Source organism: Hymenobacter sp. H14-R3, from assembly GCF_030063445.1.
Lineage (GTDB): Bacteria > Bacteroidota > Bacteroidia > Cytophagales > Hymenobacteraceae > Hymenobacter.
On record NZ_JASITD010000004.1, the window covers coordinates 108,961 to 123,651 of the forward strand.

The following is a 14,691-nucleotide window of genomic DNA, read 5'->3' on the forward strand; positions in this document are numbered from 1 at the left end:
GTCATGAATATCTTGCAGCGTCTCTTCAAAATCGGGCAGTCGGAGGCCCACTCCGCCGTCAACCAGCTCGAAGACCCCATTAAGCTGACCGAGCAGGGCCTGCGCGACCTGCGCCAGGACCTCGATAAAAGCCTCCACGGCCTGGCCGAGGTGAAGGCAATGGTAATCCGGGCGCGCAACGAAGGTGAGGGCTACCGCGCCAAGGCGGCCGACTACGAAAATAAGGCCGTGCTGCTGCTGCAACGCGCCCACAAAGGTGACCTCGACCGCGCCGAAGCCGACCGCCTCGCCACCGAAGCCCTCCTGAAAAAGACCGAAAACGAGGCCCACGCCACCCGTTCGGCCACCGACCAGGAGCGGTTTGGCAAGTCGGCCACGCAACTCGACCAAAGCGTGCAGTCCCTCAAATCGACCATCAGCCAGTGGGAAAACGAGCTGAAAACCCTCAAGGCCCGCGTGACGGTGAGCACGGCCACCGTGAATATCAATAAGCAGCTGGCGCAGCTCGACTCGTCGGGCACGGTGACGCTGCTGGAGCGCATGAAAGAAAAAGTAGCCGTGCAGGAAGCCCTGGCCGAATCGTACGGTGAAATTGCCCAGGAAAGCAAAAGTATTGATGCTGAGATTGATAAGGCTATCGGCAAAGCTGGGGCCGGGCAGGCTGCCGAAGACTTGCAGGCCCTCAAAGCCAAGCTGGGCCTAGCTGAGTAGTTTGGCAGCTATGGCCGCGTTGTAATGAATGGCGATAGCCGACGATATTTACCCCGTCCAAAACCTGTGCACTCTTTGTCATAATTTATGACCGAACTTCTACAAGCCGCCGTGCTCCCGCCCAACCTGGTGGCTACCGGGCTGCTGGTGTTCGTGCTGCTGTACTGGCTCACGGTAATTGTGGGGCTGCTGGACTTTAAAACCGTTGATTTTCACCTGGATGCGCAGGCTGATTTTCACGTCGATGGCGGGCACCTGCCCACCGCCGACTCCGACTGGCTCAACGGGGCGCTGGCTTTTTTCAACCTCGGGCGCATCCCGCTGATGGTGTTTATCAGCTTCGTGGCGCTGCCGCTGTGGGTGGGCAGCATCCTCGTTAATTACTATACCGGCAACACGGCGCTGCTACCAGGGCTGTTGTTTTTGGTGCCGTTGCTGGTGGGCAGCATTTTCCTGGCCAAGTTCCTGACGCTGCCCTTCGTGCGGCTGTTTGCGGCGCTCGAAAAAGACCACGATGGCGGGGCCGTGGCCCTGGGCAAGGTATGCACCGTGCTGCTGCCCGCCACCGCCGACCAACTCGGCCAGGCCACCGTGCACATCGACGGCGCACCACTTCGGCTCAACGTGCGCACCACCGGCCGCGCCATTGGTAAAGGCGAAACGGCTTTGGTCATTGACTACGACACGGCGCGGCGCTGCCATTTAATTGAACCATATTCAACACACTGACGCGGTATTATTTTAATCACTTTTTTATTCTGCACTTCAACTCATTTCACATGGTTGCACAAATTTCCTGGGCCGTTTTGGTGGTGCTCGGCGTTTTAGTAATTGGTTTCCTGGCCATTGTGGCCCGGATGTACCAAAAGGCCGTGCAGGGGGAAGCCCTGGTGCGCACCGGCATGGGTGACACGAAAGTATCGTTTTCGGGCATCCTCATCGTACCAATTCTCCACAAGATGGAGGTGATGGATATTAAGCTGAAAACCATCATTATAGCTCGCGCTGGCGCGGAAGGCCTGGTGTGCAAAGACAACATGCGCGCCGACGTGAAAGTGAATTTCTTTGTGCGCGTGAATAAAACGCACGACGACGTGGTGAACGTGGCGCAAAGTATTGGCGCCCACCGGGCTTCTGACCCGCTGGCGCTCGAAGCGCTGTTTGATGCCAAGTTTTCGGAAGCCCTGAAAACGGTGGGTAAACACTTCGATTTTATCGAATTGTATAATTCCCGCGAGCAGTTCAAACAGGAAATTCTGCGCATTATCGGTACCGACTTAAACGGCTATGTACTAGATGATTGTGCTATTGATTATCTGGAACAAACGCCGCTAAATGCGCTCAATCAGGATAATATTCTGGATGCCGAGGGTATTAAGAAAATAATTGCCCTTACCTCAGAGCAAAAAATTCAGGCCAACCAGATTCAGCGTGACCAGCAGAAAACTATTAAAAAACAGGATGTAGAGGCGCAGGAAACCATTTTGCAGCTCGAAAAACAATTGGCGGAAACCCAGGAAAAGCAATTCCGCGAAATTGCCAGCATCAAGGCCCGCGAAGCTGCCGAAACCGAGAAAGTGCGCCAGGAGGAGCGCCTGAAAGGGGAGAAGGCCCGCATCACAACCGAGGAAGAAGTGAAAGTGGCCGAGCAAAACCGCGACCGCCAAGTACTGGTGGCCGAGCGCAACAAGGAGCGCACCGACGCCATCGAAACTGAGCGCGTGGCCCAGGCTAAAGCGCTGGAAGCCAATGAGCGCGAGCGTATCGTGGCCCTGGCCCAGATTGAAAAGGAGAAGGCGCTGGAAGAAGAGCGTAAGAATATTCAAGTGATTATCCGCGAGCGCATTACAGTAGAGAAGGCGACTGTGCAGGAGGAGGAGCGCATCAAGGATACCCGCGCCCAGGCCCTGGCCGAACGTGAAAAATCGGTGGCTGTAACCGCCGCGCAGCAGCGCAACGAAACGAATTCCATCAGCATGGTGGGCTCGGCCGATATGGAGCGCCAAGCCGCCGAATTCCGCGCGAAGCAGGTGATAATCGACGCCGAGGGCGACCGCACCGCCGCCGACCACCGCGCCGCCGCTGTGCGCATTATGGCTGACGCAGAGGCTAGCAAAGCCGCCGCCGTGGGCCTGGCCGAAGCGCAAGTGATGCAGGCCAAAGCCACCGCCCACCAGAAAGAGGGCGAAACGCAGGCCGCCGTGATGCAACTCACGTCCTCGGCCGAGGCCCAGGCCATCCAAGTGAAAGCCACCGCCCAGGCCGAAGCCGACGAAAAAATTGGTTTCGTGGCCGCTAAAGTCAACCGCGAAAAGGGCTTGGCCGAAGCCGATGTGGTAGAGGCCCGCGCCTCCGCCGACCAGAAGAAAGGCCTCGCCGAAGTGGCCGTAAACGAGCAGCGCTTTGCCGTAGAAGCCAAAGGCATTGAGGCCAAGGCCGACGCCATGAAAAAGCTCGACGGCGTGGGCAAAGACCACGAAGAATTTAAGCTGCGCCTCGACAAAGAAAAGTCGGTGGAGCTGGCCCAAATCAACATCCAGAAGGATATTGCGGCCTCGCAAGCCGAGGTTATCGGCGCGGCTCTTAAAGCGGCCAAAATCGATATCGTGGGTGGCGAAACCATGTTCTTCGACCAGATTATTGGCTCGATTACCAAGGGTAAGTCCATCGACCGCGCCGTGCACAACAGCGAGGTGCTGAGCACGGTGAAAAACGCCTTTTTTGACCACAACGGCGGCGGCGACTTCAAAACCAACCTGCGCAAGTTTGTCGACCAGTTTGGCATCAGCAGCGAGGACATGAAAAACCTGAGTGTGTCGGCGCTGCTAGTAAAATTGATGAACAAGGCCGGCGATGAGCAGACGCGCAGTACCATTTCGCAGCTCGCCAGCACGGCCGCAGCCCTGGGGATTAGCGATAAATCGGTGAAATCAATTGATTTGAAGTAGCCGTTCACCCCACCCCCCGGCCTCCTCTCCGAAAAGGAGAGGGGGAGCCTGATGATTTTTTGTCTGTAGCCTTTAAGTAGGTTTATAGCTTGATTTAGTCAATTTTAGCACTAGCTGGAACATGAGTTTCGACGAAAATCTATTGCAAGACTCATTCGAAAATCGTCAGGCTCCCCCTTTCCCGGAGGATTCTCCGCATCAAGCGGAGAAGGGGCCGGGGGGTGGGATGAACGGTTGCGGCATGTACACCACCGACGCACAGCGCTGGAAAAAGTCTCTCAAAGGCTACGCCCGGACCAATCGCAAAACCCAACTCCCGCCGAAAATCACCTTTGGCAAGAATTACGAGGTAACAAGCTAAACGCTTCACTTCGCCGCCAGCACGCAATTACCCAATTTCCGTTGATTTTGTGTGTCTGACTGCTTGGTTAATTATCGAGGTAGCTTGCAGCGTACACGGCGACCCGAGCGAAGCGGAGTATGATGGTGGCCGCACCCACGAGCTACAGAAATGCGGTTTTTCAGTGCTGCGTTTCCCCAATTAGCAAGTGCTCTATGATACTGCCAGCGTATTGGAAGCCATCAAAGAGCAGTTAACCTTGCTTCACCCGAGTTACCCAAATAAGTAGCACTAAAAAGCAAGCCTATGCCGCCGTGGCTCCCCCTCTTCCAGAGGATTCTCCGCATTAAGGAGAGTGGGGCCGGGGGGTGGGGTGAACCATATGGAAGCAAATCCCCAACTCGAAGGCGGTACGTACGAAATTCTGCGCACACGCCTGCAAAAAAGCGGTACCGACCTGCAAGCGCGCCTCGAAAAACTCAACGTCGAGCGCAAAACCGTATTTGGGGCCATCGATACGCGCCTGCTGGGCACGGGCCGCATCACCACCACCAATAATTGCGTGCCCTGGGATATGGTGCCGGTGGGCAATCAGTTCGTTTTCGGCTTCAACGTTGTGATTGGCCTGAAAACGGAAACGGATTTGGCCGACGTGTTTGGCGTGTATAACTACGTTAACCATGAATTTCAGCCGCTGGGGCTGGAGCTACTGGAAAATGCGCAGTTTCTGGAGGAATTTCGCAACCTCTATAAGTATTACAAAAATACGCAGTTTGTAAAATTCGCGGTGTTGGGGCCGCACTTGTTCATGGTGTTTCGGGTGGGCAAAACGCCCAACGATACCAAGACGTTTAAGTGGCTGCTCAAGGACGATACGCTCACGTACCTCGATAACCGGAGCGACCACGAATACGGGTTTCCGTCGCAGCAGGAGTTTGTGTGGAAGCGGGCCACGCGCGACATGCAGGTGGCCGGTAAATACCCGCACATCAGCATTGAGAACAAGGTTTTTGTCGAAACTATCGGCGGTGACCTTACCATTAAGGTAGAGAATAACACCGAATCTGGCCGCGGAATTCTGGCCGAGCCGGTGGCCGATAAAGACCAGACGCTTGACGACTCGGAAGTTTATTTTGCCAGCATTGATAATTTGATTCTGCTGAAAATAAAGCCGTATCAGGAGCCAGCTTATCGGTATTTTTTATTCAATACCAAGCTGCGCACTGCCCAGCGGCTCGACGCGCTGGCCGAGGCTTGCATTTTGCTGCCCGATGGCCAGGGCTTAATTTTTCCGCACGGCTTTTATTTGCAAACCGGCGAGGGAAAATTATTTGAAAGCGGGCTGCGCGACATGCTGTTTGAGAAGCGGCTGGCGTCGCCCAACGGCGAGGATTTTCTCTACGTATTTTACAACAAGGAAAGTGGCACGTATTTATTGCTGTCGTATAATTTAATTGCGCAGCGGGTTGATAATCCCATCATCTGCGGCGGCTATGCCTTATTTGACGACGGAGAATTGTGCTATTTGCGGCCCGATGAGGAAGCCAAGAAGCACCATGCCGTGCAAATCTGGCAAACGCCCTACGTGGCGGCCGATTTTGAGCTGCCCGTCACCCAGGAATCGACGCTTTATAAGCTAGGCAACAAGGAGATAGTGCGGGCGATGGCCGAAGTACAGGAAGTGCTGACGCTGGTAGGCAAGGAGGACAGCTACGCGGGCCTCTACCTCGACCTTATCCGGCGTACCACCACCCTGGCCGACACCTACCATTGGCTGCGCGACCCGGCCGCCCAGGCCCTGGCCGAGCCGCTGGCCGACATCCAGCAGGCCGCCACGGCGGCGGTGGAAGAGTTTGATAAAGTGCGCAGTATCCGCAAAAGCACGGCTGAGGCGGTGCAGCGCGCCTTGGGCCAGGCCGACGAGTTGCGCGCCCGCATCAGCCGCATGGCCGACGTGACGGAGGTGAACGAATACGTGGGGCTGCTGGCCGAGTTGCGCGCCACGCGGGGGGCGGTAATTTCGCTGAAAGAGTTGCGTTACGTGGACGTGCCCGCCGTGGAAAAAGCCGCCACCGACCTAGCCGAAGTAAGTCAGCAGGTGGCCGGCCAAACCGTGGAATTTCTGCTGCGGCCCGACGCGCTGAAACCCTACGCCACCCGCGTGCAGACCATTGCCGACGGGGTGGAGAAAGTGCAAAAAACCACCGAGGCCAACGAGCGCGAAAAGGAAGCCAACGCGGTATCGGGCGAGCTGGAATTATTGATTGAAGTGGTGGGCAGCCTGCCGATGGATGACCCCACGCAGACCACGCAGATTATTGATACTATTTCCACTATTTACGCGGGCTTCAACCAGATTCGGGCGGCGCTGAAGCGGCGGCGGCAGGCGCTGGCCGGTACCGAGGCCCAGGCCGAATTCACGGCCCAGCTCAAGCTGCTGGAGCAGGCGCTGGTCAATTACCTCGACCTGAGCGACACGCCCGCCAAGTGCGACGAATACAGTACCAAGCTGCTGGTGCAGCTGGAAGAGTTGGAGGGTAAATTTCCTGATTTTGACCAGTTTATAACCCAGATTGCCGAGCGCCGCGAAACGGTGTACGAGGCGTTTGAGTCGCGCAAGGTGAGCCTCATTGCGGCCCGCAACCAGCGGGCCTCGGCCCTGGCGCAGTCGGCCGAGCGCATTATCAAGGCGGTGCAAAACCGGCTCACGCGCCTCGACACGCTGGACGCCATCAACGGTTATTTTGCCGCCGATATGCTGGTGGAAAAAGTGCGCCAGACCGTGCAGGAATTGCTCGACCTCGGTGACCCCGTGAAGGCCGACGAGCTGCAAAGCCGCCTCAAAACGGTGAAGGAAGATGCCGTGCGCCAGCTAAAAGACCGCGCCGAATTATTTACCGACGGCGGGCAGGCGCTCAAATTCGGCCCCTACGCTTTCACCGTCAATACCCAGGCGCTCGACCTCACCATTGTGCTGCGCGAGGGCGAGCTGAATTACCACCTCACGGGCACCAATTTCTTCCGGCAACTAACCGACCCCGCCGTGCTCAGCGCCCGCCCGGTGTGGGACCAGGCCCTGGCCTCCGAAAGCGCCGACGTGTACCGCGGCGAGTACCTGGCCTGGCTGGTGCTGCAAGCCGCCGCTCACCCCGCACCCGCCCACGCCGACGCGCCCGCCGTGTTAGGTATCAGCGAGTTATCTAAGCTAAATCTCACAGAGTTAACCGCTTACGTGCAGCAGTTTATGGCCCCGCGCTTTGCCGAGGGCTACCTAAAGGGCGTGCATGATGCCGATGCCGCCGTGCTGCTGGCGGCGCTCGTGCGCCTCACCCAAACCGCCGATTTGCTGCGCTACCCGGCCCCGGTGCGGGCCGCCGCCGCGCTCTACTGGCACCGCTTCGCGCCCGAAGCCCGGCGCGCCAGCTGGCAGCGGCAGCTGCACGGCATCGGGGTGCTGCTCCAGGTTTTTCCCGATGCCCGCGAGTTTCGGCCCCTCATGCTGGAATTGCAGCTGGCGGTGGAAGAATTTGCCCTGGCGACCGGCCTATTTAAAACGGAAGCGGTAGCCGAGGCGGGCGAATATTTATTCTACGAATTAACCCGCGGCGAAACATTTATTATTGCCGCCGAGGCCGGCGAATTAATTACCCAATTTCAAGCATCCTTACAAGAGCGCCAAGCTACCGAACAGTACGAAACCTCCGTGGCCGCGCTGGCCGACCAGCCCGCCGCGCAGTTTCAGTTGGTGCGGCAGTGGCTGCGCTCGTTCGGGCAGCAGGCGGGGTCTGATGCGCAATTACTTGATTTCCAAGACGAAGCCGCGCAGCTGCTCGCTACCGATACCTTCGACGCGGCCCGCGTGGTGCGCGCCGCGCTGCGCGAAACGCTCGGCGGCCTGCAAGGCAGCCACCCGCGCATTGAAAACCAGCAGTATAACCTGAATTTCCCGGAGTTTCGGCAGCGGCAGCGGCATTATGCGCAGGTGGTGGTGCCGCAGTTTGAGGCGTTTGGGGCGCTGAAAAAAACGCTGCTGGCCCGCACCACCGACACGCTGCGGCTGGGTGAGTTCCGGCCCCGCGTGCTGGCCTCGTTCGTGCGCAACAAGCTGATTGATGAGGTGTATCTGCCGCTCATCGGGGCCAACCTGGCCAAGCAAATCGGCACGGCCGGGGCCGATAAGCGCACCGACCTCATGGGCCTGCTGCTGCTGGTGTCGCCGCCCGGCTACGGCAAAACCACGCTCATGGAGTACGTGGCCAACCGCCTGGGGCTGATTTTTATGAAAATCAACGGGCCTGCCATCGGCCACGCCGTGACCAGCGTAGACCCCACCCAGGCCCCCAACGCCGGGGCCCGCGAGGAGCTGCTGAAGCTTAATCTGGCTTTCGAGATGGGTGACAACGTGATGATATATCTGGATGATATTCAACACTGTAACCCCGAGTTTTTGCAGAAATTCATTTCCCTCTGCGATGCCCAGCGCAAGATGGAGGGCGTGTACGAGGGCCGCGCCAAAACCTACGATTTCCGGGGCCGCAAGGTGGCCGTGGTGATGGCCGGCAACCCCTACACCGAGTCGGGCGAGCAGTTCCGCATCCCCGACATGCTCGCCAACCGCGCCGACATCTACAACCTCGGCGATATTATCGGCGATACCCGGCCGGCGTTTTTGCTCAGCTACATCGAGAACGCGCTGGTGGCCAACCCCGTGCTGGCCCGCCTCGCCGCCAAAAGCCAGGCCGACGTGTACCCGCTGCTGCGCCTGGCTGCCACCGGCGACAGCACCGGCCTCACCTTCGAGGCCACCCACTCGCCCGAGGAAATCAACGAGTACGTGGCCGTGCTGCAAAAGCTGCTGGCCCTGCGCGACGTGGTGTTTCGGGTCAATGAGGAGTACATCCGCTCGGCGGCCCAGGCCCACGACTACCGCACCGAGCCGCCCTTCAAGCTCCAGGGCTCGTACCGCAACATGAGCAAGCTCGCCGAAAAGGTGCGCCCCATTATGAACGAGGCCGAAATCCAGGCCCTGCTCGACACCCACTACACCAACGAGGCCCAGACGCTCACCAGCGGCACCGAGGCTAACCTGCTCAAGCTTCGTGAGTTGCTGGGCCGCCTCACCCCCGAAGAAGCCGCCCGCTGGGCCGACATCAAAGCCACCTTCACCCGCAACCTGCGTACCAGCAGCGGCGGCCAGCTGCTCCAGGTGCTCACCCAGTTAGAGAATATCTCCGGTGGTATTGGGGGGATTCGGGAGGCGTTGGGAAGGGAGTAAAGCTATTTTTCGGCACGAAATACTGCCTTCGTAACGATGAAATCAGCAGTTGATGGTTACTATTTTTGAGCTTTTACTACCCCGTCGTCCGCTGTCTTTGCAGGCGACGAAGCTGCAACGCTGGAAAGAGTACGTTCGGCAGGAGGCAGCCAGGGTTTGGATTGGCCCGCCGTCGGATGCGCCCGCTTTTCGGCTTACCTTGGTTTACCTCTGCAACACCTATCCGGTCGATATCGACAATATTATCAAGCCCATTCAGGATTCGCTGGAAACCATTGTGTATCCAGCCGACGGCTTGGTTACCGATGTTGATAGCCACCGACGATTATTCACCGACTCCTTCAACCTGGCTACGCTACCGCCCCTGCTCATTCAGGGAATTGTCCTCCAAGCAGAATGCGTTTACGTGAAGGTGCAAGCAGGTTCTGTCAATCCAATCTCCTTATATTTATGAGTATCGCTGCAAATCTGAGTATCGACCAGAAACTCCACGAGGTAATCCGTAGCTATACGGAACAGGGCTTTACCGTGAAGCGAGCGCCCGGCCCCAAAGAGGTGCCCTTTGACCTAGACGGCTACATTCCCGACCTGTTGCTTGAAAAGCTTGACCAGCATATTATTGTCGAAGTAAAATTGGTGGGCGTTCCCCTTTCGGTTGACCGCCTACAGACGCTGGCAGCTGCTATCCGCCAGCACCCGGGATGGCAGTTTCTCCTGGTTACGGCCGATGATGTAGTGGCTGACACGCTCACCACTGACAAGGGTGCTCCGGCACCCTGGCAAATTGCCGTTGAGCGCACGCAACGGGCCGCGCATTTGCTCCATCTCGGCGAAACCGACGCGGCTTTCCTCCTGCTGTGGTCGGCGCTGGAAGCCCTGCTCCGGCACCACGCCGCGCAAATAGGACTTCCTATTGAACGCTTGCCCACCACCGCCCTGCTCGATTACCTGTACTCGCAAGGTGAATTGACTTTTGAGCAATTCGAACAAGCTCGCACGGCCCTCCAGGTGCGCAATCGGCTGGCCCACGGCTACGCAGCCACTGAAACCAACCAAGAAGCCCAGCCTATGCACACGCTCGTCGCCGATTTGCTTCAGGAGTGGCAGCCCATTCGCAACGCCGCGTAACCCTGTCTTCGCCCGCAACCTGCGCACCAGCAGCGGCGGCCAGCTGCTCCAGGTGCTCACGCAATTGGAGAATATCTCCGGCGGCATTGGGGGGATTCGGGAGGCGCTGGGGCGGGAGGGGGTAAAGAACGATTACTAGTCGTCTTATCTTTATCTTGCTTCAGCGTAGAGTAGGGGAAAAGCGGTCTCCGTTAACTATGTTTGTTCATAATACGGATAAGTACAATAATAACTTCAAGATGGCTAATTACGATTTTCTAAGTTTATCTGCTGACGAATTTGAGGAACTTTCAGGTGATTTGCTACAGAAGAAATTCTCAATTGAATTAGAGTCCTTCACAAGTGGTAGAGATGGGGGTATCGATTTGCGCCATTCAACAGATAGGGGAAAGACGTTAATAGTGCAGTGCAAGAGATATAAAGATTACTCATCACTGCTTTCAGTACTGGCCAATAAGGAGCTTGATAAAATTAAGCTTCTAAAACCATCTAGGTACGTATTAGTGACTTCAGTTGGTCTGACTCCGCATCAAAAGAAGGAGATTAAGAGAATATTAAGTCCGTTTATTAAGAGGCAATCTGATATACTTGGTAAAAGTGATATAAACGCTTTGTTGAGGCAGTTTCCAGATGTAGAGAAAGTGCATTTTAAGTTGTGGATGTCTAGTGTATCTGTATTAGAACGTATCATACATAGCAAGGTGTACAACCAAACTATGATTGAAAAAGAATCTATTAAACAAACGGTTAAGCTTTATGTAAGAAATAGGAGTCTTGATGAAGCTTTTGAAATAATAAAAGAAAACAAATACGTTGTAGTGTCAGGTATACCAGGTATTGGTAAAACTACACTAGCTCGAATTCTTGTTTGTCAATTGCTTTCTAGTGGATATGATGAATTAATAGTAATTTCTAATTCTATAGATGAAGCTTATGCTGTTTTGCGTGAAGAAGCAAAACAGGTTTTCCTTTTTGATGACTTCTTAGGGTCAAACTTTCTGAATAATACGCTCACTACTAATGAAGAACAGCGAATAGTTTCGTTTATTGAATATGTAAAAAAATCAAGTAACAAAATATTTATTTTCACTACTCGCGAATACATTTTAACTCAAGCAAAACAAAGGTATGATATTTTTGATATAACTAATTTTGCTAAATGCATAGTAGATGTTTCTAAGTATTCGCAAGGAGTGCGTGCTAAAATATTATACAATCACATATTTTTTTCTGATTTGAGTGAGCCCTATGTCGATGCATTATTGAAAGATGATGGCTACTTAAAAATCCTTGAGCATCCCAATTTCAATCCTAGAACTATCGAAATAGCACTCCGCCCATCAGCTTGGCGTGGGATAGAGCCTGATGAATTTCCTGCTAAATTTATAACTTATTTGAAAAACTCTAATGAAATTTGGCGGCACGTCTTTACACAACAAATTTCTTCTTTATCACAGGTTTTGCTCGCTAATTTAATGTCAGCTGGTGCGCCTATTATGCTCGATGATTTGAAGCAGCTTGTTCAGAATTTTGCTAATAAGTACAGTGCAAAATATGGTGTAAAATACGGAGAACATGATTTTCAGAATTCTATAAGAGAAATAAGCGATACATTTATTAATTTAGATAAAGATGATAAAAATAATTTTTTAGTTTCTTACCATAATCCTTCTGTACAGGATTTTTTAGTTAGCCACTTTTCAGGACTTAATGACTATGTTTTGGACGTTATCAATGGAGCGATTTTCTTTAATCAATTATTTACAATTTTCACTTTTGATAGCAGTTATAAATACTTAAATAAAATTATTCTAAATAGCCTTCAAAAAATTGCTTTAATAAGTCGCCTGAAGAGCAGTGTTGATGAACTCGGATATTCTGTAGTTAGAAGCTCAAAAAATACACTAGGTCAATTGAACTGGTATAGTCCAAAGCTTAGTAGTTATGAGAGGTTACTTACGATTAAAAATAACATAGAACTGTCTAAAAATAAATCGTTAAGAAATATTATCAAAGAAAAATTTGATGCATTAGCTATGCCTTCTAATTTAGCTAGTTGGAATGCAGAGTATTATATTGAACTCATGCAGGAATTCAAAGATGATTTTGAATGGGAGGCATTCGATATTTTAGAAACATATTCTGACAAAATATCAAGTTTAGATGACATTTATAGTTTTGAAAAGCTGAAACAAGTTTTCCCAAATGATTTTTCTAGCTATGTGTTGGGTAATAATGTTTTATATGATAACCTAACTGATATATTTAAATCAGAAATAAAAGATGCTGACGACGAATTAGCTCTTGATAATATATCGCAATCACTAAAATCCATTATTGCGGAGTTTTCAATAAATTATGATGATTTTGAAGATGAAATAAATGAGCGTATTGAGAGTATTCAGCAACAGCAGGATGACACCATTGAGTCTTGGATAGACGATGGTGCTCCTGGTCTCAGAGATGCACCAGATTCGGATTCTTATCATGATTTATTTGATGGATTAAAGGAGAAATTCATTTAAGAAATATTTGTCAAAACTAGTTGGTTTAAAGGTTAATCATGTAGTTCTTTCGGGTCTTTCTTAAAGCTAACCTAACACTACTATTACTTTCGCGGTGCATAATCACGAATTAGACAAATAAATCTTTAGGTTCCGCGCTAATTCCCTCGAATCTCCGCCTTCAATCCCTCCACAAACTGCGTGAACTCGGGTTCGGCTTCTACGTCGGGGTGCCAGGCCAGGCCGAGCTGGGCCAGGTTGTACTGGTGGCGGGGGCTGATGGTGGCACCGGGCAGCAGCTGGCCGGTGGCGGGGTCGCGCTCGGGGGCGAGCAGCCAGAGCTGGTCGGCGAGGGCGGTGGTGGTGGCAATGTCGTGCGAGATAATGAGGACGGTATTCAGCTCGTGCAGCGTGGTGACTTCCAGAATGAGCTTTTTCACCTCGTCAATCATGGCCACGTCGAGGCCCGAGAAGGGCTCATCGAGCAAAATGAGGTGCTCGGAGCACAGCAGCTGCTGCGCGATGGCCGCCCGCTGGCGCTGCCCACCCGAGAGTAGGGCCGGGTACTTGCGGGCGTGGGCGGCCAGCCCGAAGCGGCTGAGGTAGGCTTCGGTGCGGGCCTGGGCCTCGGCGGGGGCGTGCTTGCGGCGGGCGGCCAGCAGCAGGTTGTCGAGCAGGCTGAGGTGATTGAACAGGGGGTAGCGCTGCTGCACGTAGCCCACGGCCCCAGGTTGCACGGGCTGCTGGGCCTCGCCCACGCGCACGGTGCCGGTGCTGGGGGCCGCCAGCCCCGCCAGCAGCCGGCACAGCACCGACTTGCCAATGCCCGAGCGCCCATAAATGCCCACCACCTGCCCCTGATTGATGCCGGGCCGGATAACGTCGAGCACCTGCACGTTGAGGTCGCGCAGGATGATTTCGTTGCCGAAACTCATGGACACGTCTTGCAGCGTGAGCAGCGGGTCTTTGTAGGAGTGGGGGAGGGCGGTCATAATGTAGCGCGGACTTTCAGTCCGCGAGTAGAGAGTATGTTAGCGCCGCGGACTGAAAGTCCGCGCTACGGGAATGTCGAACCTTATTTACTATGAGCGGAATCTGCCGCACCGCCTGCCACCGGGGGAGACAATTTTTATCACTTTCCGGCTAGCGGGCAGCCTGCCGCGCGAAGCCTTAGTACGCTTGCAAGCCGAAGCTCAACAAGCCCAGCAGCGCGCTGAGTCCGATGATGGGCAGCGCTACGTCGAGCAGCGGCGCTATTTTGGGCGCTTCGATGCGCTTCGATGCGCTGCTGAACGGTGCGGATGGTGGCCCGACTTGGCTCCGGCAACCCAGCGTAGCAGCCATTGTGCAACAAGCCATTCAGTACCCGGCTGGTAAAAGCTACGACCTGCTTTGCTACTGCATCATGCCCAATCACGTGCATCTGGTAGTAGCTCTGCCGGATAATGCCCCGCCACTAGCCAAAACGCTGCAACTGCTAAAAGGCTATTCCAGCTTCCAGATTAACAAGCTATTGGCGTTGAGTGGCACATTTTGGCAAGCCGAAAGCTATGACCACGTAGTGCGGCCTGGTGAGCTAGAACGCATCATTAGCTACGTACTTGAAAACCCGGTGAAGGCAGGCTTGGTGGACGAATGGCAAAAATGGCCATACAGCTACCTAGCCCCGTAGTAGCGCGGACTTTTAGTCCGCGAGTGGGCAGGAAAGGAAGAGCCTACTCACTCGCGGACTGAAAGTCCGCGCTACATTTCTAGCCCCTGGTAGCGCGGACTTTTAGTCCGCGC

The 14,691-nt window shown here is 54.1% G+C and carries 11 protein-coding genes; 10 read left to right on the forward strand and 1 reads right to left on the reverse strand.

Going from position 1 to position 14,691, the window contains the following annotated elements; genetic code table 11:
* Nucleotides 1-3: 3 nt before the first annotated feature.
* The 9 genes from QMK33_RS05520 (at nucleotide 4) to QMK33_RS05555 (ending at nucleotide 12,927) form a co-directional block, all read left to right on the forward strand.
* Nucleotides 4-711, forward strand: coding sequence for a PspA/IM30 family protein (locus tag QMK33_RS05520; RefSeq protein ID WP_283563561.1), 708 nt, complete (start codon nucleotides 4-6; stop codon nucleotides 709-711).
* Between the two features lie 87 nt (nucleotides 712-798).
* Nucleotides 799-1,440, forward strand: coding sequence for a hypothetical protein (locus QMK33_RS05525; protein ID WP_283563562.1), 642 nt, complete (start codon nucleotides 799-801; stop codon nucleotides 1,438-1,440).
* A gap of 50 nt (nucleotides 1,441-1,490) precedes the next feature.
* Nucleotides 1,491-3,659 carry a flotillin family protein gene (locus QMK33_RS05530; RefSeq protein WP_283563563.1) on the forward strand — a complete coding sequence of 723 codons (2,169 nt, stop codon included), beginning with the start codon at nucleotides 1,491-1,493 and terminating at the stop codon, nucleotides 3,657-3,659.
* A 121-nt stretch (nucleotides 3,660-3,780) separates the two neighbouring features.
* A complete protein-coding gene (locus QMK33_RS05535) occupies nucleotides 3,781-4,020 on the forward strand; it encodes a hypothetical protein (RefSeq protein WP_283563564.1) in 240 nt (79 codons plus the stop codon).
* A 49-nt stretch (nucleotides 4,021-4,069) separates the two neighbouring features.
* Nucleotides 4,070-4,204 (forward strand): DUF559 domain-containing protein, encoded by a 135-nt coding sequence (locus QMK33_RS23570; protein ID WP_502867047.1) that lies wholly within the window; start codon nucleotides 4,070-4,072, stop codon nucleotides 4,202-4,204.
* 177 nt (nucleotides 4,205-4,381) lie between these two features.
* On the forward strand, nucleotides 4,382-9,274 hold the full coding sequence (locus QMK33_RS05540) for a DNA repair ATPase (protein WP_283563565.1): 4,893 nt from the start codon (nucleotides 4,382-4,384) through the stop codon (nucleotides 9,272-9,274).
* A gap of 97 nt (nucleotides 9,275-9,371) precedes the next feature.
* On the forward strand, nucleotides 9,372-9,728 hold the full coding sequence (locus tag QMK33_RS05545) for a RusA family crossover junction endodeoxyribonuclease (RefSeq protein ID WP_283563566.1): 357 nt from the start codon (nucleotides 9,372-9,374) through the stop codon (nucleotides 9,726-9,728).
* The gene (locus QMK33_RS05550; protein WP_283563567.1) at nucleotides 9,725-10,402 is read left to right on the forward strand and encodes a hypothetical protein; all 678 of its coding nucleotides are present in this window, start codon (nucleotides 9,725-9,727) and stop codon (nucleotides 10,400-10,402) included. The genes QMK33_RS05545 and QMK33_RS05550 overlap by 4 nt, the downstream gene beginning before the upstream one ends.
* A 239-nt stretch (nucleotides 10,403-10,641) precedes the next feature.
* The gene (locus QMK33_RS05555; protein WP_283563568.1) at nucleotides 10,642-12,927 is read left to right on the forward strand and encodes an nSTAND3 domain-containing NTPase; all 2,286 of its coding nucleotides are present in this window, start codon (nucleotides 10,642-10,644) and stop codon (nucleotides 12,925-12,927) included.
* Between the two features lie 137 nt (nucleotides 12,928-13,064).
* Here the strand turns inward: QMK33_RS05555 and QMK33_RS05560 are convergent, their stop codons facing one another.
* Entirely contained in the window at nucleotides 13,065-13,898 is an 834-nt protein-coding gene (locus QMK33_RS05560) for an ATP-binding cassette domain-containing protein (RefSeq protein WP_283563569.1), read from the reverse strand.
* 278 nt (nucleotides 13,899-14,176) lie between these two features.
* Here QMK33_RS05560 and QMK33_RS05565 point away from each other — a divergent pair, with 278 nt between their 5' ends.
* Entirely contained in the window at nucleotides 14,177-14,578 is a 402-nt protein-coding gene (locus tag QMK33_RS05565; protein WP_283563570.1) for a transposase, read from the forward strand.
* Nucleotides 14,579-14,691: the final 113 nt, after the last annotated feature.

Excerpts from the sequence above, each read along its gene's own strand:
- QMK33_RS05520 (WP_283563561.1), top strand. The coding sequence starts at position 4 with ATGAATATCTTGCAGCGTCTCTTCAAAATCGGGCAGTCGGAGGCCCAC.
- QMK33_RS05525 (WP_283563562.1), top strand. The coding sequence starts at position 799 with ATGACCGAACTTCTACAAGCCGCCGTGCTCCCGCCCAACCTGGTGGCT.
- QMK33_RS05530 (WP_283563563.1), top strand. The coding sequence starts at position 1,491 with ATGGTTGCACAAATTTCCTGGGCCGTTTTGGTGGTGCTCGGCGTTTTA.
- QMK33_RS05535 (WP_283563564.1), top strand. The coding sequence starts at position 3,781 with ATGAGTTTCGACGAAAATCTATTGCAAGACTCATTCGAAAATCGTCAG.
- QMK33_RS05540 (WP_283563565.1), top strand. The coding sequence starts at position 4,382 with ATGGAAGCAAATCCCCAACTCGAAGGCGGTACGTACGAAATTCTGCGC.
- QMK33_RS05550 (WP_283563567.1), top strand. The coding sequence starts at position 9,725 with ATGAGTATCGCTGCAAATCTGAGTATCGACCAGAAACTCCACGAGGTA.
- QMK33_RS05555 (WP_283563568.1), top strand. The coding sequence starts at position 10,642 with ATGGCTAATTACGATTTTCTAAGTTTATCTGCTGACGAATTTGAGGAA.
- QMK33_RS05560 (WP_283563569.1), bottom strand. The coding sequence starts at position 13,898 with ATGACCGCCCTCCCCCACTCCTACAAAGACCCGCTGCTCACGCTGCAA.
- QMK33_RS05565 (WP_283563570.1), top strand. The coding sequence starts at position 14,177 with ATGCGCTTCGATGCGCTGCTGAACGGTGCGGATGGTGGCCCGACTTGG.